At 72.1% G+C, this 20,206-nt stretch carries 12 protein-coding genes; 5 read left to right on the top strand and 7 right to left on the bottom strand.

The features are described from left to right. Positions 1–32 precede the first annotated feature (32 nt). Positions 33–467, top strand: a complete 435-nt coding sequence (locus ACZ4EG_RS19920) for an effector-associated constant component EACC1 (protein WP_467791509.1) — start codon at positions 33–35, stop codon at positions 465–467. Further along, a complete protein-coding gene (locus tag ACZ4EG_RS19925) occupies positions 464–3,673 on the top strand; it encodes a caspase, EACC1-associated type (protein WP_467791510.1) in 3,210 nt (1,069 codons plus the stop codon). The genes ACZ4EG_RS19920 and ACZ4EG_RS19925 overlap by 4 nt, the downstream gene beginning before the upstream one ends. Positions 3,674–3,680: 7 nt before the next feature. On the opposite strand, the gene ACZ4EG_RS19930 is transcribed toward ACZ4EG_RS19925, so the two are convergent. Genes ACZ4EG_RS19930 through ACZ4EG_RS19945 form a run of 4 tightly spaced genes read right to left on the bottom strand, consistent with a single transcriptional unit; the run spans position 3,681 to position 12,907 of the window. After that, positions 3,681–5,249: a hypothetical protein gene (locus ACZ4EG_RS19930; RefSeq protein WP_467791511.1), complete on the bottom strand. Its 1,569-nt coding sequence runs from the start codon at positions 5,247–5,249 to the stop codon at positions 3,681–3,683. A gap of 22 nt (positions 5,250–5,271) precedes the next feature. After that, the gene (locus tag ACZ4EG_RS19935; RefSeq protein WP_467791512.1) at positions 5,272–6,846 is read right to left on the bottom strand and encodes a hypothetical protein; all 1,575 of its coding nucleotides are present in this window, start codon (positions 6,844–6,846) and stop codon (positions 5,272–5,274) included. Then, positions 6,846–10,268, bottom strand: coding sequence for a hypothetical protein (locus tag ACZ4EG_RS19940; protein WP_467791513.1), 3,423 nt, complete (start codon positions 10,266–10,268; stop codon positions 6,846–6,848). The genes ACZ4EG_RS19935 and ACZ4EG_RS19940 overlap by 1 nt, the downstream gene beginning before the upstream one ends. Further along, a complete protein-coding gene (locus ACZ4EG_RS19945) occupies positions 10,268–12,907 on the bottom strand; it encodes a hypothetical protein (protein ID WP_467791514.1) in 2,640 nt (879 codons plus the stop codon). The genes ACZ4EG_RS19940 and ACZ4EG_RS19945 overlap by 1 nt, the downstream gene beginning before the upstream one ends. Before the next feature lie 381 nt (positions 12,908–13,288). Between ACZ4EG_RS19945 and ACZ4EG_RS19950 the strand changes: the two genes are divergently transcribed. After that, the gene (locus tag ACZ4EG_RS19950; RefSeq protein ID WP_467791515.1) at positions 13,289–15,343 is read left to right on the top strand and encodes a phosphocholine-specific phospholipase C; all 2,055 of its coding nucleotides are present in this window, start codon (positions 13,289–13,291) and stop codon (positions 15,341–15,343) included. 66 nt (positions 15,344–15,409) lie between these two features. Continuing rightward, the gene (locus tag ACZ4EG_RS19955; RefSeq protein ID WP_363294937.1) at positions 15,410–16,240 is read left to right on the top strand and encodes an LURP-one-related family protein; all 831 of its coding nucleotides are present in this window, start codon (positions 15,410–15,412) and stop codon (positions 16,238–16,240) included. Positions 16,241–16,378: 138 nt separating this feature from the next. On the opposite strand, the gene ACZ4EG_RS19960 is transcribed toward ACZ4EG_RS19955, so the two are convergent. After that, positions 16,379–17,320, bottom strand: coding sequence for a DMT family protein (locus tag ACZ4EG_RS19960; protein WP_467791516.1), 942 nt, complete (start codon positions 17,318–17,320; stop codon positions 16,379–16,381). Then, positions 17,317–18,111 carry a phosphatase PAP2 family protein gene (locus tag ACZ4EG_RS19965; RefSeq protein ID WP_467791517.1) on the bottom strand — a complete coding sequence of 265 codons (795 nt, stop codon included), beginning with the start codon at positions 18,109–18,111 and terminating at the stop codon, positions 17,317–17,319. The genes ACZ4EG_RS19960 and ACZ4EG_RS19965 overlap by 4 nt, the downstream gene beginning before the upstream one ends. A gap of 249 nt (positions 18,112–18,360) precedes the next feature. On the opposite strand from ACZ4EG_RS19965, the gene ACZ4EG_RS19970 reads away from it, so the two are divergent. Beyond that, positions 18,361–18,975, top strand: a complete 615-nt coding sequence (locus ACZ4EG_RS19970; RefSeq protein ID WP_453545307.1) for a TetR/AcrR family transcriptional regulator — start codon at positions 18,361–18,363, stop codon at positions 18,973–18,975. A gap of 160 nt (positions 18,976–19,135) precedes the next feature. Here ACZ4EG_RS19970 and ACZ4EG_RS19975 read toward each other — a convergent pair whose 3' ends face one another. Next, complete coding sequence (locus ACZ4EG_RS19975) at positions 19,136–20,176, bottom strand: DUF2510 domain-containing protein (RefSeq protein ID WP_467791518.1); 1,041 nt, start codon at positions 20,174–20,176, stop codon at positions 19,136–19,138. Positions 20,177–20,206: the final 30 nt, after the last annotated feature.

Raw genomic sequence — 20,206 nt, forward strand, 5'->3', positions numbered from 1 at the left:
TGGTTTGGTGCGGGATCTGCCAAGCTGAGGCGATGAAGCTGGTGGTGGAGATCCTCGGCACTGAGCGGCCGCACATCGAACTCGACGATCTGCGTCACGACTTGGCCCGAGACCCGGAGCTGCGCCCGCTCGCCGTCGAAGCGCGGCCTGCGCCCGGCGTCGACGGTGCGATGAGCGGCGTGATCAAGGACCTGGTGATGGTGCTCGGGGCGGGCGGGGTGGGTGCCGCCCTGGTCCAGGCCCTCACCGCCTGGCTGGCGGGCCGTCAGCGGAGCATCAGCATGAAGGTGACGTGCGGATCGCGGAGCGTGGAGTTCGAGGTGCGCCAGGCCCGCGACCATCAAGCCGCCCTTGAGATGTCACGGCAACTGCTCGAAGTTCTCGCCCAGGGCGGCGACGAGGCGTCGGGCGAGGAGCAGCAGCCGTCGGGCGAGGGAGAGCCACTCGTTGCCGGTGGCGAAGCGTGATCCACCACCCGGACCCGGCGAAGTCACGGGCCGTCCTCATCGGGGTCACCCACTACGCCGACCCCGCCCGCTGGCCATCCCTGCCCGCGGTCGCGACGAACCTCGCCGACCTCAAGGCGGTCCTCACCGATCCGGACCTGTGGGGCCTGCCCCCGGAGCACTGCGATGTGATCGAGGACCCCGAGGACCCCACCGAAGTCCTCGTGCGCGTGCTGTCCGCCGCGAACAGCGCCGAGGACACCGTGGTGGTGTACTTCGCGGGCCACGGAGCCATCCTCAAGTCCCAGCTCGTCCTGCCGACCGTCACCTCCACCGGCGACACCCTCAGCGCGCGGAAGATCCCGTTCGTCGACATCAGAGAGATCGTCACCGAACGCAGGGCCCGCCATGCGGTGATCATCCTGGACTGCTGCTGGAGCGGTATGGCGACCGCCATGTCGGACATGGAGTCCGTGATGGACCGGGAGATCGAACCCAGCAGCGCCTACATCCTGACCTCGTCCGCCCGTGACAGCATCTCGATCGCCGTACCCGGCGAGCAACACACCGTCTTCACGGGCGAGTTGCTCAAGACGCTGCGCGGTGGTGTGCCCTCACCGGACCGGGCCCTCACCCTGCGCGCCGTCACGACCGCCGTCGTCCGCGGGCTGCGCGAGCGGCGGATGCCCCGTCCCCGGCACAGCCAGGCCGGCCACGGCGACCACCTCGCCCTCGTCCGCAACCGTCAGTGGCGTCCCCCGCCGGACCCCGGGCCCGATGCCGTCGGGACCGCCGACACCGTGACGCCCGACGTGGTGAGCGCTCCGGGCTCCAGCTGCGTACTGCGGCGCTACCCCGAGCAGTTCGACCCCGTCGAGCCGGACGGGGCCCGTATCACCCCGAGCCTCCTGCTGCGGGCCGACCGCGCCGTCGTCCCCTTCCACGGCCGGGAACGCGAACTGGTGAACTTCGCCGCCTGGCGCGAGGGCGGCGGCGCGCGCCTCAGGGTCCTGTACGCCGGTGGCGGCCAGGGCAAGACGCGCTTCGCCCGCCATCTGGCCGAGGAATGGGCGAAGGAGGGATGGCAGGCCTGGCACGCCGTCCGCCGCCCGAAGCAGGTCTCCGTGCTGCGCGAGGCCGCCGGGGGCCGCTGGCGCTCCGGTGGCGCCGGGACCCTCGTCGTCGTCGACTACGCCGACCGGTGGCCGACCGAGGAACTGAGCGCGCTGCTGGAGTTCGTCGCCTCGTCCGGTTCCGGCCCCTTACGGGTCCTGCTGCTCGCCCGGATGACAGGCCACTGGTGGACCGCCCTCACCTCGCGTCTGCCGACCGTCATCGCCCTGCACAACGCCGTCCCCCTCAGCTCGCACACCCCTGACCCGAGCCACCGGCCCATGGAGTTCCAGACCGCGCGCGAGGGCTACGCCCAGGCACTCGGCGTCCCTATCGACCGGGTGCGCCCCAAACCCGTCGAGAGGCAACCCGACTGGAACCTGCGCGACTTCTCCCTCGTCCTGACGGTGCACATGGCGGCCCTGGTGGACGTGCTGGCACAGCTGTCCGGTACGCCCGCCCCCGTCGACCCGGTCGCCGTGTCCGCGGATCTGCTCGCCCGCGAGCGCGCCCAGTGGGAGGACGTCCTGGGCCACCGCGACTTCCGCGGGCTCACGCTCGACCAGGTCAGACGAGCCGTCTTCGTCGCCACGGTCACCGGCGGACTGCCGGTGCGACAGGCGCGCAGGGCCCTGCGTCGCGCCGGCATCAGGGCCGACGAGGTCATCGACCCGCTGCTGAACCTCCACCGCCAGTGCTATCCGCCCCTCGACGGTGCCCAGAGCGCCGCCCTGGAGCCGCTGTACCCGGACCGGCTGGGCGAGGACTTCCTGGCGCTCACCATCCCCGGCCACAGCGCGGACTACCCCGCCCAGATGGAGGCGCAGGAACTCGCCGAACGGCTGCTCCTCCCGTCGGGCTCCGAACCCGACGGGCCGCCGTGGACGCCGTACGCGATGACCATGCTCGCGGAGACCTCCCGCCGCTGGTCCCATGTCGCGAGCGCGGTCCTGCATCCGCTGCTGAGGGACCACCCGAAGCTCGCGGTGCGCGCCGGGGGCACCTTCCTCGCCACCTTCGCCGAGACCACCGAGCACACCGACCTGCTGGTGCGGATCCGTGCGGAGCTGCCCAGGCACCGCGGTGCCGACCTCGCGGTCGGAGTCGCCGCGATCGACCGCCGCCTCGCCCCCTACGACGCGGACCGGGCCACCACGGGCGTGGACCTGGCCCGCAGCGCCGACGAGCGGGTCCGCTCCTACTCCCGGGCGGGCCAGTCGACTGAGGCCCTTCGCGAGGCCGGCCGCGCGGTCGACGCATGGCGTGTGCTGGCCGAGCACCATCCGGCCGCCTACCGGGCGGGCCTGGCGAGCGCCCTGGCCACCCTCGGGTCGCTGGAACTGGGTGACGGACAGACCGAGAAGTCGTGGGAATCCGTCGACGAGGCGCTGCTGCTCGTCCGGCGGACCGAGGGGCCGGCGCTGAAGCCGACCGAGCGCTCCCGCATCCTCGTGAACATCGCCAGTGTGCTGCAGCAGGCCGGCGACGAGGACCGACGTGCCTCGGCCGTGCGGCTGGCGGAGGAGGCGGTGAAGACGTTCCGCGCGGCAGAACCGGGACCCGACCGGCGACACGAGGCCGGGCTCGCGGACGCGCTGTCGGTGCTGTGCGCGGCGTACGGCAGCGTGGGCGACATCCCGAAGGCGCGGGAGGCGGGCGACGAGGCGCTGGCGATCCTGGGGCAGCTCCACGCCGGGGGAACGTCCGGCTTCGAGGAACTCAGCGAGGTCCTCGACCTGTTGGGCCGCCTCGCCGCCGACGCGGGCGACCTGCCGACCGCGCTCAGACGGGGCAGGGCCGCGGTCCGCACCCGCGAGCTGCTCGCCGCCGAGAACCCCGCCTTCGAGGAACGCCTCGCGCAGTCGCTGTGCAATCTCGCCGGATACCACTCCGACCTCGCCCGGCGCGTGTCCGACCCGAGGGAGCACGACAAGGCCGTGGCCCATGCCGAGGAGGCACTGCGGAGGCTGCGGGACCGCCTCGGCCCCGCAGCCGACAGGTCCGACGCCGGTGTGCGCGCGGTGGCCGGAGTGCTCGTGACCATCCTGCGGCGGCGGAACCCCGGGGACCTCAGGGCGGACGCCCTGGGGCAACGCCACGGCCTGGTCGGCTGACGGGGCCTCAGCCGACCCGCGAACCGGGCGTGCCGACCGGGCCCGCGTCCCAGAAGAGGTCCTGCTCCGCGTCGGCCGCGTACCCGAAGTCCCACAGACACACCAGGCTGCGGTCCTCCACCGCCGCTTCCACCTTCGCGACGACACTGGACAGGAACCACGGCAGCGTCGGCTGCCCCGCGGACCACAGGTCGGCGAACTGCCGTCCCGTGTCCTCCCGCAGCAGCAGGTCGGTCACCGGACGGGTGCACACCACCAGCAACTCCCGAGGCAGGGTCTCCACCAGGGCCCAGTTCACCGCGGTGTTGTCCGGCAGCGGGCCGGCCGTCGCGCCCGGGGCTCCCGCGGCGGCAAACACCTGTTCCCAGCGTCCCTTGCGCAGTCGCAGCACGGACCCGTCGCCGACGCCGAACACGAGATGCGTCCGGGACTGCCGGTCGTCCAGCGGGGTCAGCACGGCCGTCACCCCGGTCGCGGTCGCCCGCTCCGCGGGCGAGCCGTCCAGGGCGATCCACCCGCGCTGCTTGCCCTCCACCTCGACGGCCCGGCCGACATCGCGCAGGGCGAGCCGCAGTGTCGCCTGCGCCCCCGACGGGACGGGATCGGTCGCCGGGCCGTCCAGCCCCTCGGCCAGGGCGTCCGCGCTCCGCACCACCTGCATCTCCAGCGCCCGGCACACATGTGCCGCCGCGGACTGCGACCACGCGCCGTCCGGCGCTCCGGCCGCAACCGTACTCAGCAGATGACGCCGGCCCCGGGCCGTGGGCATCCGCAGCAGTACGGCATCGCGGCGGTGCTGCCGCTCCCGTCGGTGCCGGTCTCCGCACGTCGACACCGCCCGGACCACCACCGCGCCCAGATCGGCACCGTCGACGACGCTGTCGGCCACCGCGTCGGCGCTCAGCGAGGGGTGCTGGGGCATCACGGGCAACAGGTCGCGGATGTTCGACAGCGGCTGTGCTGAGGTGCCGCCGGGGTCGATCAGACTGCGGATGCGGTCGAGCTGTGCCCGCATGCCCGGATGGCTCATCTGGGCGCTGTCGCGCGGCAGCGCGCGCTCCTCCGCGAGCTTGCGCCGGGACGCCTCCTCGTCCGCCACGCGCCGGGCCTCGTCACGCTGCGACCGGGTCTCCGCCATCTGCTCGGACAGCCGCTTGTGGTCCTTGCGGAGGCGTTCGTGTTTCACCGTCAGTTTGCCGTGTCGATCGGCGAGTTGGTCCCGCGCGGCCGTCAGGCGGTCGCGTTCCTCGGCGAGTCGGTCCCGCTCCGCCAGGAGTTCGTCGCGCCCCCTGCCGAGCTCGTCCCGGTCCGTGAGGGCCTCGGTCAACGAGTTCTCCAGCAGCGCCGCCCTCGTCCGCGCAGTGTCCCGCTCCCGGACCGCGTCCTCGGCCTCGGCCCGGGAGCGCCAGAGCTCCTGGGCGATGTCCGCCGGCGGCAGCGCCGCCTCCAGACGGGCGATCTCGTCCCGCAGCCGCAGGCGTTCCCGGCCGAAGAGGTGGCGCAACCGCCAGAGCAGGGCCAGGGCGCCCGCGAGGAGCGCGCCCAGGGCGGCGAGCAGGGCATTCACAACCGTCATCTCGTCCTCCCGGACCCGCTCGTCATCTCGTCCTCCCGGACACACTCGGCTGCTGGACGACGACCACACCGAGGCCCTTCTCCTGGGAGCCGGGGCGGCGCACCAGGGCGTGCAGCACCCACTGGACCAGCGGGGCCGAGGGCTGCGCGCGCCCCGGGACGTTCTCCCCGGCGGTGAACCGCGACACCTGGTCACGATCGATGAACTTCATGTTCTGGTGCGGGAAGAACTCGTAACCGGCGCGCGGTGCCGAGCCGGCCAGGTCCGCCCAGGGCGCGATGCGCCACTGCCACCACCAGCTGTCCAGCGCGGCGACGGTGGGCCGCAGCACGGAACCGATCAGAGCGTCGAGCTCGTACTCCGCGCGGAACGCGCCGTCCGTCATGAGCCTGCGCAGCCGCTCCTCCAGCAGCGTGGTGAAGTAGTCCTGGTCGACGGGCCCGGCGACCTTGCCCTTCCAGCACAGCACCAGAGCGGAGTCGAGCGCGGTCAGCCGCAGGATCTGCCCGGCCCGCACCGCCCACACCCGCCATCGTTCATGCCGCGGGTCCGGCTCGCCCGCCCGCGCCGCGGCGGCCAGGGCGGGCGGCAGCGAAGCCGGCAACTCCCCTTCCGTGTCGGGCCGGACGGCCAGTCGCTCCTCCGTGCAGTGACCCGGCAGGGCCGGAATGATGACGCTCGGGTCCTCGGGAGCCCTGGCCGCGCTCCATTCGGAGGTGAAGCGGATGTCGTCCTCGGCCGCCGAGCGAGCCGTCTGCCACAGGTCGTCGCGCCAGCGGTCCATCTGCTCGGCCGGCAGATGCAGCAGGGCCATGTGCGCGGCGGACCAGATCTCCTCGACCGTCGTCGGCTCCGCGATGCCGCCCCAGCCCTTCGGCTTCAGCTGCGGGATCGGCGCGTCCAGCCACGGCTTGGTGTCCGGGTCCTTGTACAGGCTCTCGAACCGTTCGGCCAGCGCCTTGCGCAGCCGCTCCGTATGGTCCATCGGCAGCGGCGGATAGGTGGGCCTGGGCGGCGCGGCGGGCTGCCCGGCCGTGCTCACCGCCCGCGCGGCGGTGCCGCCCTCCTGTGGCGGAAGACCCGCGTCCTGCCCCATGGGAACGGAACCGTCCGCGCGGGCCGACCCGCTGTGGCCCGGGAGAACCGGTGCGGGCAGGGGGTCCTTGTCCGGCCGGTCCGCGTCGGCCTCGTCGGCGTCACTCGCCCGGGCGGCCCCGGCCGCGCTGCCCGCCCCGTGCCGCACGGTGGGCTCGGTCGCGGAATCCGGTGCCGGCGTGGTTCGCCGGGCGGCCGGTGGTGTGCCGCGGCCCAGCCGGTGGGCGAGCAGGCCTACGGCGCTCAGCGCGTCGTAGGCCAGCACCTGGGCGCGCTCGGGGTCGGCGCTGAGCCGTTCGTCGTGCAGCTGCGCCGCCATCCGTGCGCAGCAGGCACGCAGGCCGTCGATGAGCACGTCCCGGCTCGCGGACGGCAGGTCCGCCAGTTCGCTGACGGCGGCCGAGAAGGAGCCGAGGAGGTCGCCGACGTCCGCCGGTCCGGCCGGGGCCGTGCTCCGTCGCGCGACCGGAGGCGCCGCGGCGAGTGCTCCGGTGTCGTCCATCAGTGCTCTCCCGTCAGGGGATTCCAGAGGTCGTTGAAGTCGGGGCGGCCCTCGTCCATACGGCGCCGGTAGACCCGCCCGGGGAACCGCTCCACCTCCGGCAGGTGCCTCGTCTCGGCGAAGGGCACCGCGCCACGGAACACACGGAGGTGGCCGCGGGCGTCGAGCGTCGCCATGTGCAGGCGCTGGGGGCCGTTGGAGGCGGCGTCGAGGACCGCCAGGCCCTCCAGCTTCCGCGTGTTGCCGCTGCCGTCGTCGAGGTGGAACTCGTACTGCCGGCCGATGGGCGGCACCGGTATCACGGCCCTGCGGCCGGGGACGGTGCGCTGGGTGCCGTCGCGGTCCGGGTGGAAGACGTCCGGGAAGTACTCCTCCTCGGAGGATCCGGCGGCGGGCCGGGGGAAGACCTCGACGAGCGCGCCGCCGGCGTCCGGGACGCACAGGCGTCCGGGCAGGCGGCAGCGGCTGACCTCGGGATCGAAGTGGGCGTCGGGGACGAGGTCGGCGAGCGGGAGATGGTGGCTCTCGGAGTCGACGTAGTAGTGGGGGGCGCCGGAGCAGATCAGGATCTGCGGGACGAGCTGCTGGTCCACCTCGATCAGGTACTTGGCGCGGCGGCCGCTCCAGACCGGTGCCGACAGGTCCAGCCGGTCCCGGGCCGCGGCCAGCGCGAGGTCGAAGCTGCCCCACTGGATGGACCGGGAGGAGGAGGTGAACCGGTGCAGTTCGAGCAGCTCGGGCAGTTCGTTCCAGTGGCGCGAGCGGATGCCGCGGGTGCCGACCTCGTCCAGCTCGACGAAGGGTTCGCCGGCCCGCAGCAGGACCAGCCGGCGCCCCGCCTGGCCGAGCGGTCCGAGGTCGCAGGGCAGGCTGGCGAACAGGCCGTGGGTGACGATGTCCAGTTCACTCATGTTCTGCTGCTTCGCCGCGGCGGCCACGCCCGCGCGCTTGCTGATGGCATGGGCCCAGGCCGCGCCCAGGGAGGTGGCCTGCTTGGCCGCGAACCCGGTCTCGATGGCCAGCGCGGTGGGGGTCCAGCCGAACTTGCGCCGTGAGCCCGCGTCCGCCCGGGTCAGTACGTCCGCGATCGTCTCCTGGACCATGGGCATGCTGCTGGTCCGGCCGGAGATGACGACCTGATCGAGCACGGGCGGGAACGCGGCGGCCCGTCCTGTCCCGGCGGCCCCGGCGTCGACGTCCCACTCGCGTTCGAAGGTGCTGCGCACCAGATCGGCGCCCATCTCCGCGGCCCGTTCCAGTACCGGTCGCATCAGCCGCCGGAACTGCCCGGGATCCAGGGGAAGATCACCGGTGGGATTGCTCAGCGGCACGTCCGCGCTCTGCACGAACTCGTGCACGTCGTCCTTCCGCAGCACCGGGGGCTCGGCGGGATCGGCCGCTCCCAGCAGGCACTTGGTCCGCTCGGCCAGCTGCCACAGTGCGTGGAACCGGTCCCGGGCGAGCTGGGGCTGCAGGGTCGAGGCGTCGTAACGCGTCGGGATGCAGCGGTCGAGTACCTCCTTGATGTCCGCGCCCACCACCGATTCCAGTTGCCGCCCGGCCTGTTCGGCGACCTGGGCCGCCAGAGACCGGCGGTTCGGCGGCGTGCCGCCCGGGGGTTCCCACAGGGCGTCGACGAGCACGGCCTTGAGCCAGTGGAAGACCTGGAGCGTGAGCAGGTCGCCGCCCAGCTGCTCATGGCCCGTGGATCCGAGCAGCAGGGGCTCCAGCCGGTAGCGCCGGCCCAGGAACGCCGGGTCGCCGCCGGGCCGTTCCGGTGTGACGTCGGTGAGGACCAGCCGGAGCAGCGCGATGTCCGTGGTGCCGCCGCCGATGTCGATGACCAGCATGGTGCGGTGCCAGGTCGCGGGCAGCACCGGAACCCGGCGCTCGCGGGCGGCCTCGTCCTCCGGCCCCGCCGCGGACCGCGCGGGCAGCACCCGTACGACACGGCGGGAGCGGGCGCGCAGTGCCTCCAGGCCCAGGTTGAGATTGCCCGACAGCTCGCGCATGACGAAGAACAGACCGGCGGCGAGCCCCTCGTCGTAGTCCATCACCACGACTTGGGCGTTCAGCGCCTTCTTCACCAGCGTCAGCAGCCGGTCCTTGACCTCCGGCAGGGCGGTGGTCGGATAGGTGACGACGACGGTCTGCACGGTGCTGCTGTCGGTGGCCGAGTCCCGGGTCAACTCCTCGGCGGCGCTGACCAGTTGGAGATACATGTGCTGGGTGAGATGGATCGCGCTGAGGTCCGAGCCGGGGACGTCGCCGGGCCGCAGCCGCATGACCTGACGCTTGAGTCCGGTGATCGCGGCGGGCGCGTCGACGAGCTGGAAGCGGCGCTGCTCGGGGGCCCCGGCCACACCGTCGGAGTCGTCCTCCAGCAGGGCGCTCGCGGGCGCGTAGGTGAGTTCGGCGTTCTTCCCCTGGAACTGGACGGGGCGCAGTGAGTGCATCCGCAGCGGCGGCGTGTCGGTGACCCGGGAGTAGCCGCGGTGCAGCCGGGGGACCAGCCACTCGCGCAGTTCCGTGTCGCCGTGCTGGCGGATCTGCTCCATCGCCAGGAGGAGGGCGTCCACCGCGTCCGGGTTCTCCTCGCGCATCAGGTCCAGGGCCTCGCGTCCGCCGACGGTCTCTCCCGAGCCCAGGCGCACCTGGGAGGCCAGCAGGTTGTCGACGGCGGTCCGGTACGGGGCGGGCCAGTCGGGCCGCGGGTCGAGCAGTTCGCCGAGCATTGTGCCGAGCGCCCTGCCCTGGGCGGGGTCGACCGGGAACTGGGTGACCTTGGCGGCGCTCTGCAGCGTGACGGTGGAGGCGGTGGTGCCGAAGTCGACGACCACGAACTCCTGGAAGTGCCGGTCGGACGGTTTGCGCAGGGTCAGGAACTCCGGCAGCGACGACTCCTCCTCCCCGGCCGTGGGCTCCGGTTCCTCGTGCGGCGGCCGGAACTCCAGCAGCACGGTGCCCTGGACGATGTCGCGGCCCGCCTTGCTCTGGTAGTCCAGCTCCCAGGTCACGTCGACACGCAGCGGGAGGCCGTTCGTCCATGGCTCGTTCGGCTGCGTGGCGGACCCGAACAGCAGGAAGGAGGTGTCGACGAAGGCGTCCCTGGACAGCACGGTGTCGGCCAGCATGTGTTTGGTGGACGAGTGCGCGTGCAGCCAGGCCGCCCGCAGCGCCTGCTCCAGCCGGGGCGGCAGGACCGAACCGTCGCCCGGGCGCATCGTGAGTCTGCCGGGAAGCGTGGTGTTGAAGTACGGGTTGTCGTGGGCGGCCGCCAGTCGCAGGGTGACCACGGGCAGCGGGTAGCGGCCGTCCTGGGCATGGAGGACGAACTCCCGGGAGCCTCGGGAGCGGACGTACGGCGACTTGGCGCCGTCCGCGGTGTCCGGCACGTCGAACGAGAGCACCAGCTCGGGCATCAGGCCTTCCTCCAAGTCCTCATCAGCACGTCGATGGGCTGGTTGCCGCGATCGTCGGCGTGACCCGGTCCACCTCCCGGGCCGTCGGCCGGCGCCTCGCCCTGGGATGCGTGCCGGGCACCGGGAGTGCCGCGCGGCGGGCGGATGTCGTGATCGGCGAGCACCCACTGCGCCGTCTTCTCGTAGAAGGTGTGCAGTACGTCGACCCGGCCGCTCAACAGCCGGTTGAGGCGCTCGGTGACGACGGCCGCCGCCGCGTCGGCGGTGTACTGCCGCAGCCGCGTCACGATGATCGGGTGGCGTTCCTGGCGCTCGGTCATGAGCTCGCCCTCCGGCATGGCGTGGTGCCAGGGCAGCGCGTGGTCGGCCAGTCCGGGGAAGCGGTCGGCCGGGTTCTCCCGGGGGCCGTTGTCCTGGTGGTGCTGGCGGCGCTGGTGGCCGACGACCTCCGCGGGGTGCAGCGCGGTCCACAGCTGTGTCAGCCGGTTCTCGACCTCCTCCGGGTCGCCGAGGTGGCTCAGATAGACCTCGCTCAGCAGGGGCAGCGTGCCGGGCTCCTCGAACCAGGAGCGCAGGCCCTCGAACTCGGCCTCCCACCTCTCCTGCCAGGTGCCGAGCCAGCTGTCCAGCCGCTCCCGGTCCCGGTCCGTGTGGCCCTCCACGAGGGCGGCGAAGCGCGTCATGTAGCCCTTCGTCGTGTCGGTCGAGCGGACCCCGGTGGCCGGGGCGGGCGCGCTGACCCGGCCGGGCAGCACAATGCTGAACTCACCGGCCGGGCGCGGTGGTGCGCTGCGCGACACCAGGCCGTTCTCGTCGTTCCGGGCCCGTTGCAGCAGCAGGTCCCACTCGCCCCACTCGTACACCGCCTGCCGGACCTCGGCCGCGGCACCGGCCAGGCTCAGCGGTGGGGGTGACGCGGCGACGTCCTGCGGAGCCGTGGCGCGCAGCTCGTCGAGCTCGGCCATGAGGGTGGCCAGCAGTCCGCGGTACTGGCCGAGGCGCTCGGTGAGTTCACGGAATTCCGCGGAGGTGGCGACCGTGGGTCCGCTCTCCTGGCGTACCTGGTACTGCAGGGCGCGCAGCGCGTCCCAGAGCTTGCGCCGGGAGCGCTCGGCGAGCTCCTGCTTGAGGGCCACGCCGTTCGCTCTCAGATGCTCCTCGATCAGCCGGTGCAGCTTGCGCACACCGCCGTCGTCGGCGACCGCGCGCAGCCGGTCCGCCCAGTGGCCGTGCGGGGCGAGGGACTGGAAGCGGTCGGCCAGCGCGGTCCACCCCGTGCCGCCGCCCTGTTCGCCGCGTGCGTCCAGGGCGCGCTGGGCGTCGTCGATCCGGGCCTGCGAACCCGGCGACAAGGCGGCGTAGGGCAGGCCGTAGCGGCGGATCGCGGTGATCGCGGAGGTCAGCACCACCGCCTCTTCGCGGCCCCGGACGAACTTGTCGGAGTGGACGTGGATGGCGTTCAACTCGTCCGAGGCGTGCAGCAGTTCGGTGGCGTCGACCGCGGTCTCCGGGGTGCCGGGCACCGGGACCTGGTCGAAGAAGCTCGCGGCTACCAGGGCGGCCTTGCCCAGCACCTCGGTGCTGCGGCCGTCCTGGGTCAGCATCCCCCAGAAGCTCTCGACGCCCTGGGTGCCCGCGCGTCGGGCGTCCAGCACCACGAGGATGGTGTGCACGTCCGCGAGTTCACGGCGGCTGAGATGGGTGTCGCGGCCGTACGAGCCGGCGCCGCCGATGCCGGGGAAGTCGAGAAACTGCACCTCGTGGTCGGCCAGCAGTTCGTTCAGTTCCCAGTGCTCGGGGGAGACGTACACGTCCTGCACGACGCGCTCGATCAGGTCGAAGCTGCGGCTGAGCGCCTCGGTGTCGTTCCTGATCTCGGCCGGGGTGAACGGCTGGACGCGGCGCAGCGGCAGCCTGGCCGGGATCCGTTCCTCCACACCGTGGTCGAGGGCTTCGCGCAGATGCTTGGAGGGCAGCCGCTGGACCGTGCCCATGACGCCGTCCTGGCTCAGCCAGGCGTCGCGGATCCGGCACAGTTCGGCGGCGGCCGCGCGGTGGGTGGAGGCGATGCGCAGTGGATCCACGAGCGGATCGGGCTGTCCGGGGCCCTGTTCCGGCCACAGACAGCCGACCCACTGGTCGAACAGGGTCCAGCCCTCGGGGCTGTTGAGCGGGTCCAGGCTGCGCAGGACCGCGCCGGCGACGAGTTCGGGGTGCTCGTGGTCGAGGCCGTCGGCGAGTTCGTCGAGGATGGTCCGTACGCACTCACCCAGGCGCTTGGCCGTGAGGTAGTGGATCTCGGCCGTCGGGTCCGCGTACGTCTGCTGGGGGCGGCCCTCCTCGTCGCCGCCCGGCTGCTGCCGCAGCCGTAGCACCGTGATGTTGCCAGTGGCCTTGCGGTTCTCCACCGGCAGCAGGTCGGACTTGCCCAGGAGCGTGCCCAGCAGCAGGGACTTGCCGACCGAGAATTCGCCGACGACGCCGAAGGTGACCGGCTGGGCCGCGCGGGCGGCCAGCTCCTTGGCCAGCGCCTGCACCGCCGAACGTTGCTCGTGTGCGTCGGTCTGCTGCTCACCGAGCATTTTTAGCGTTTCTCGGGCAAATGCCCGCATTTCGGGCAGGGTTAACTGCTCGGCCATGGCTGCGGATCCCCCTCGTACGAAGAGCGCGCGCTGACGCTCTGCCCCCGATGTGCTCATCCGGCGCCACTCGTCGCGGCGGCGTGAGGGTACCTATTAGGCCAGAAATCGGCCGTCCGAGAGCATGCAATGCAAAAAGACGCCAATATGATCTTTTTCGGCGACCGGGGCGTCATTTCCGCTCCGGCGGGGGCGGTGTCAATGTCCGCGAAGCGCTTACTTGATGAGGACTTGGCCCCGCGTACCGTCAGGCGTCACATCGGCGCCATCGCACCCTTCCCTGTCGTTTGCTGCTCTTGGAACACTCGCATCGCGCACGTTCCGTCATCCGGGTTCCACGTTCCGGCCATCGCGCACATCAGGATGAGAGGTTCCTCGCTCATGTCCGAAGTCAACCGGCGCCGATTCCTTCAACTCGCGGGCGCCACCACGGCGTTCACCGCGCTTTCCAACAGCATCCAGCGCGCCGCCGCGCTGCCCGCGAACCACCGCACGGGATCGATCGAGGACGTCGAGCACATCGTCGTCCTGATGCAGGAGAACCGCTCCTTCGACCACTACTTCGGCTCGCTCGGAGGCGTCCGTGGCTTCGGCGACCCGCGCCCGGCGGTGACCCGGCAGGACGGCAAGCCGGTCTGGTACCAGTCGAACGGCACCAAGGACCTGCTGCCCTTCCACCCCGACGCCGACGACCTCGGCATGGCCTTCATCCAGGACCTTCCGCACGGCTGGAACGACGGCCACGCGGCCTTCGACGGCGGCAAGTACGACAAGTGGGTGCCGTCCAAGGGCTCCACGACGATGGCGTACCTGACCCGAGACGACATCCCGTTCCACTACGCGCTCGCCGACGCCTTCACCATCTGCGACGCCTACCACTGCTCGTTCATCGGCTCCACCGACCCGAACCGCTACTACCTGTGGACGGGTTACACCGGCAACGACGGCCAGGGCGGCGGCCCGGTCCTCGGCAACGACGAGGCGGGCTACGGCTGGACGACCTACCCCGAGCGCCTGGAGCGGGCCGGGATCTCCTGGAAGATCTACCAGGACGTCGGCGACGGCCTCGACGCGAACGGCTCCTGGGGCTGGATCCCGGACGCCTACCGCGGCAACTACGGCGACAACTCGCTGCTGTACTTCAAGCAGTACCAGAACGCCCAGCCCGGCGACCCGCTCTACGACAAGGCCCGCACCGGCACCGACGCCCGCACGGGCGAGGGCTTCTTCGAGCAGCTCAAGGCCGACGTCAAGGGCGGGAAGCTGCCGCAGATCTCCTGGGTCGTCGCCCCCGAGGCCTTCACCGAGCACCCCAACTGGCCCGCCAACTACGGCGCCTGGTACATCGCCCAGGTCCTCGACGCGCTCACCGCCGACCCGGCGGTGTGGGCGAAGACGGCCCTGTTCATCACGTACGACGAGAACGACGGCTTCTTCGACCACATGATCCCGCCGTTCCCGCCGGCCTCCGCGGCCCAGGGCAAGTCCACCGTCGACGCCGGACCGGACCTCTTCAAGGGCGACGCCGGCCATGTGGCCGGACCCTACGGTCTGGGCCAGCGCGTGCCGATGCTCGTCGTCTCCCCGTGGAGCAAGGGCGGTTTCGTCTGCTCCGAGACCCTCGACCACACCTCGGTCATCCGCTTCATGGAGCGCCGCTTCGGCGTGCACGAGCCGAACATCTCGCCCTGGCGGCGCGCGATATGCGGCGATCTGACCGCCGCGTTCGACTTCTCCCGCAAGGACACCCGCCCGGTCGCGCTCCCGGACACCGACGGCTACCGGCCGCCGGACCACGACCGCCACCCGGACTACGTCCCGACCCCGCCCGCCGAGGGGGCCCTGCCCCGGCAGGAGCGCGGCCGCAAGCCCACCCGCCCGCTCAAGTACGTCCCGTTCGTGGACGGTTCGGCGGACAGCGCGGCCGGAAAGTTCACGCTGACCTTCGCCTCCGGTGCCAAGGCCGGCGCCGCCTTCCTGGTCACCTCCGGAAACCGCACCGACGGACCCTGGAGCTACACCACCGAGGCCGGCAAGACGGTCGCCGACACCTGGAACTCCGTGTACTCGAACGGCTCGTACGACCTGACCGTGCACGGCCCCAACGGCTTCCTGCGCGTCTTCAAGGGCCCGGGCAAGGCGGCCGGACCCGAGGTCACCGCGCGGCACAGCGGCGACCACGTCGAGCTCACCTTCACCAACAAGGGCTCGCGCACCGTCGAGCTGGAGCTGGTCAACGGCTACACCGGTCGGCCCCTGACCTTCCAGGTGCGGCCGGGCGCCAGGGTGCGGCATGCCGTCGACCTCGCGGCGAGCAGGCGCTGGTACGACCTCACCGTCACATCCGACAACGACCCCACGTTTTTGCGGCGGTTCGCCGGACATGTCGAGAATGGGTGTTCCGGTGTCAGTGACCCCGCGATCCTCACGGCGTAACAGGGCGATGAATACCGCATCGTGGGGACTGGTCAGCTCCTGGTCGGCTCAGGGTAGTGTGCCCCGGTGACCACGCAATCGAACACTCCTGCAGGCTGGTACCCCGATCCCCACGGGGCAGCCCAGACGCTCCGCTACTGGGACGGCGCGCAGTGGACCGACCACACCAGCCCGGCCCAGCAAGGTACTCAGCAGGCGCCTCCGCAGGCAGGTGTCCCGCACCAGGCGGGCGCCGACGCGAAGGTGCAGCGTCAGGTGCAGCAGCAGGCCGGGGTCGCCGCGGGCGGCCCCGGTGGCGGCACCCTGTTCACCGAGCCGGTCCTGGTGGTGAACCAGAAGGCCAAGCTGATCGAGCTGACCAACGAGTACAAGGTCATGGATCAGAACGGCAACCAGATCGGCTCGGTCACCGAGGTCGGCCAGGGCGTGCTCAGGAAGATCCTGCGGTTCGTCTCCAGCCTCGACCAGTTCCTGACGCACAAGCTGGAGATCCGCGACGCCCACGGCCGGCCCCAACTGCTGCTGACCCGGCCGGCGAAGTTCCTCAAGTCACGCGTGATCGTGTCGCGTCCGGACGGTTCGCCGGTGGGCGAGATCGTCCAGCAGAACATGATCGGGAAGATCAACTTCGCGATGAACGCGAACGGCCAGCAGGTCGGCGCGATCAAGGCGGAGAACTGGCGGGCGTGGAACTTCGCCATCGTGGACCACGCGGACAACGAGGTCGCCCGGATCACCAAGACCTGGGAAGGCCTCGCCAAGACCCTGTTCACGACCGCGGACAACTACGTCCTGCAGATCCACTACCAGCTCCCCGAGCCGCTGCTGAGCCTCGTGGTGGCGACGGCACTGACCGTCGACACGGCGCTCAAGCAGGACTCGCGGGGCCTGGGCTGACACAGCCGGGCAACGGCAAGAACAAACGCAACGGCAACGGCGGCCGGTGCGTGCGGGATGCGCACGCACCGGCCGCCGCCTTTGTGTCGTTCCGGGAGAATGCGCTGTTCCTGGAGAATGTGCCGTTCCGGGGAATTGCTACAGCGGAGTGAGGTGTCCGCGCTCCGGTCGCCGCGGCGCCAGGACCGACTCGGGCGACGCGGTCCCCCGCTCCAGCGCGAGCACCGCGGCCACGGGGTGCTCCTCGTCGCTCGCCTCCGGCGAGGGTGTCTCCCGGGTCAGCAGCACCACGCCCCAGGACGCAAGACCCGCCCCGGCCAGCGCGAGGAGCACACCAGCAGCGCCGCCCCGCAGACCCTGCCCGAGCAGCGTCAGGCCGATCAGCGCGGCCGCCACCGGGTTGGCGAGCGTCACCACCGCCAGCGGGGCGCCGAGGCCGCCGCGGTAGGCCGTCTGCGACAGCAGCAGCCCGCCGGTGGCGAACGCGGCGACGAGCAGCGCCACCACGACCTCCTCCGCGCCCAGCGCCGGGCCCGTGCGGTCCGTCGCCGCCACGGTCACCGTCTGGGTGAGCGCCGAGGCCACACCGGAGGCGAAGCCGGACGCCGTCGCGTGCCGCAGGCCGGGCCGGGCGCCGGGCCAGGACAGCGCGCCGATCAGGGCGGCGGTCGTACCGGCGACCGCCACTGCCTCGGTGAGGCTCAGCACCCGGTCGGGCGCCGGGCCCGAGGCGGTCACCAGCAGGGCGGCCAGCCCGAGGAGCGTCAGCGAGGTGCCTCGCCACTCGGCCGTGCTGACCTTCCGCCCGGCCGCCCGCGCCCCCATCGGGACCGCCGCGACCAGGGTGAGCGCGCCCAGCGGCTGCACCACGGTCAGCGGGCCGTACTTGAGAGCCACGACGTGCAGCAGCGCCGCGCCCGCGTTCAGCCCCACCGCCGACCACCACGCGCCGGTGCCGAGCAGCCGCAGCAGGCCCGCGTCCGGGCCGCGGGAGGCGAGCCGTGCCTGCGCCACCGCGGCGGCCGCGTAGGCGACGGCCGAGATCAGCGACAGGACGGCGGCGACCAGGACGGCGCTCATCGGGCCGCTCCCACCAGGACGGGCTCCTCCGGTACGAGCGTGCGCGTGCCCCGTCCCGCCGTGGTCGCCGTGCGGTGCGGCGGATGGATGAGGGCGAGCGCGACGCCCAGCATGGCCGTGGCGACGATCGCGTCCAGCCAGTAGTGGTTGGCCGTGCCCACGATCACCGCGAGTGTGATCGCCGGATGCAGCAGCCACAGCAGGCGCCGACGGGACCTGGTCGCCACGATCAGCCCGATGGCCACCATCAGGGCCCAGCCGAAGTGCAGCGACGGCATCGCCGCGTACTGGTTGGAGAGATGGTCGGTCCGCGGGGGGCCGTAGACCGACGGGCCGTACAGCCGCGCCGTGTCCACCAGGCCGGTCGCGGCCAGCATGCGCGGCGGGGCCAGCGGGAACGTGAAGGGCAGGACCAGGGCGGTCGCGGTGACCACGGCGAGGACCCGCCGGGCCCAGACGTAGTGCGCCGGGCGCCGCACATACAGCCAGACCAGGAAGGCCAGGGTGGCCGGGAAGTGGACGGTCGCGTAGTAGGTGTTCGCGAGGTGCACGAGGGTGCCGCTGTGCAGCAGCGCGGACTGCACGTCGCCCTCGCCGGGAAGGTGTACCGCCCGTTCCAGGTCCCACACGCGACGGGCGTTGTGCAGGGCCTCGCCGGTGTGGCCGGTGGCCAGCTGCCGGCCGAGCTTGTAGACGAGGAAGAGCCCTGCGACGAGCAGGAGCTCACGGCCGAGCGGAGGCCTGGCTATGGCTCCTGGCTCGGGTTCTGCAGGCTCGGTGCGGGCATTCATCCCCCGGCCCCTTCGCTGACGGCGGTGCGTGTGGTGGTACGTACTGAGACCCGGACCACAGCCCGAACTCATCGATACGTCTCCGTACCGATACGCCAGTGTACCGATACGCGCGAGTACCGGTACACTGGCGTATCGATAGAGGTACGACACACTGGTTACAGGCTTCGAAGCCGCGCTTGAGGACCGCTTCAGGCGGCCTTGAGCAACGGCAGGGCGCACGAGTCGCACACGAGTGAGGAGAGGCGCATGACGTCGCAGGCCGCGGACGGACCGGAGACGGTCGCCGCCTCGCGCCGCTCCAAGATCACGCCCGAGCGTGAGCGGGAGTTCTTCGACGCCGTGCTCGAACAGATCCGCGAGTGCGGCTATGACTCCGTCACCATGGAGGGCGTCGCCACCAGCACCCGGTGCAGCAAGTCCACGCTCTACCGCCAGTGGAAGACGAAGCCCCAGTTCGTGGCCGCGGCGCTGCGGTCCAACCGTCAGGCGCGCTTCGCCGGCATCGACACCGGATCACTCGCCGAGGACCTGCGCCAGGCCGCGCGGGACGCGGGGGACTGGTCGGGCAAGGACACCCGGCTGCTGCAGGCCCTCAGTCACGCGATCACCCAGGACCCCGAGCTGCAGCAGGCGCTGCGCGAGGCCCTCGTCGATCCCGAGATCGCCGCACTCCAGGAGATCCTGCGGCGTGGCGTCGAGCGGGGCGAGGTGCGGGCCGGTCATCCGGCGCTCGAGTACATCCCCGCCATGATGTTCGGAGTGCTGCGCGTGCGGCCCGTGTTGAGCGGGCAGTACGCCGATTCCGACTATCTCGTCCGGTTCGTGGAGGCCGCCGTGCTGCCCTCGCTCGGGCTGACCTGAGACCCAGGCCGCCGTCCATGGGATGACTGGACGGTGACCTGCTCGCGCCGCACCGTGGGGACGGGGGCGGCGCACACCCCCGGCCGGGTGGGGTTCCCCTTGAGCGGAGGGGCACCCCACCCGGCCGCATCATGTGCCGGGGCGGGCCGGGCCGGGGGAGTCAGACGTTCTGGCCGTTGCCGCCGCCGGACGACACCTTGATCCCCTTGGTGATCTCGTCGATGACCGACAGCTTCTGCCCGACGTCGATGCCGAAGCGGACCACGACCATCCGGTCGGGACTCGCCGGGGAGGGGAAGGCGAGCGATTCGACGTAGCCGTCGGCGCCCTTGCTGGTGACCGCCTTCCAGCGGACCAGATAGCCCTTCTGCCCGGCCACGGTCACCGCCTTGGAGGCGAGCACCTCGTGCGAGGTGATGCTGCCGTAGGTGGTGCCTCCGTAGGACTCCTTGGCGTTCGCCGCGATGTCCGCCTTGGCGACCTCCTCGGCCGTGCTGCCCTTGGTGCGCAACAGCGCCGCCGGTGCCGAGTAGGCGCCGCCGGGGACACACGACTTGGACGTGTCGCCCGGGCACTTGTACGAGTCGTTCGACGAGATCTGCGCGCCCACGTTCATGGCCTGCCCGGTCCAGCCCTTGGGCACGGGCAGGCTGATCCCGTTGATCGGGTCCGGCACGCTGCCGCCGCCCTCGACCTTGGGCGCCTCGGACTGGCCCGGCGACGGCGACTGACCGCCGGGGCCGCCCGAGCCGCCGCCCGATCCGCCCGAGCCGCCGCCCGGTCCGCCCTGGCCGCCGTTCTGTCCCTCTGGGCCACCCCGGCCGCCCGGCCCGCCCTGGCCCTGCTGCGAACCGGCCCGGTCGCCGCCGGAGTCGTGCTTGGCGAGCGCGTACACGCCGACCCCGATGCTCGCGAGCACCGCGACGGCCACCGCGACGGCTATCCCCGTGCGCAGACCGCGCCGGGAGCCGGCCGGCGGCTGGGCGGGATACCCGGGATACCCGGGATATTCGGAGTGGCCGCCGTAGGCCGGGTACGGGCCCGCGCCCTGCGGCTGCGTCGGGGGACCCCAGGCGGCCCCCGACCCGGCGGGGCGGGTCTGGTCCGTCCACGCCCTGCCGTCCCACCAGCGCTCGGTGGGTGGACCGTCATTCGTCTGCCCGGGGTCGGGGTACCACCCCGGAGGAGTCACCTGCGTCATGCCCCCACCGTATGAGGCGTCGGTGAAAGC

This window comes from Streptomyces sp. NPDC025638 (assembly GCF_055558775.1).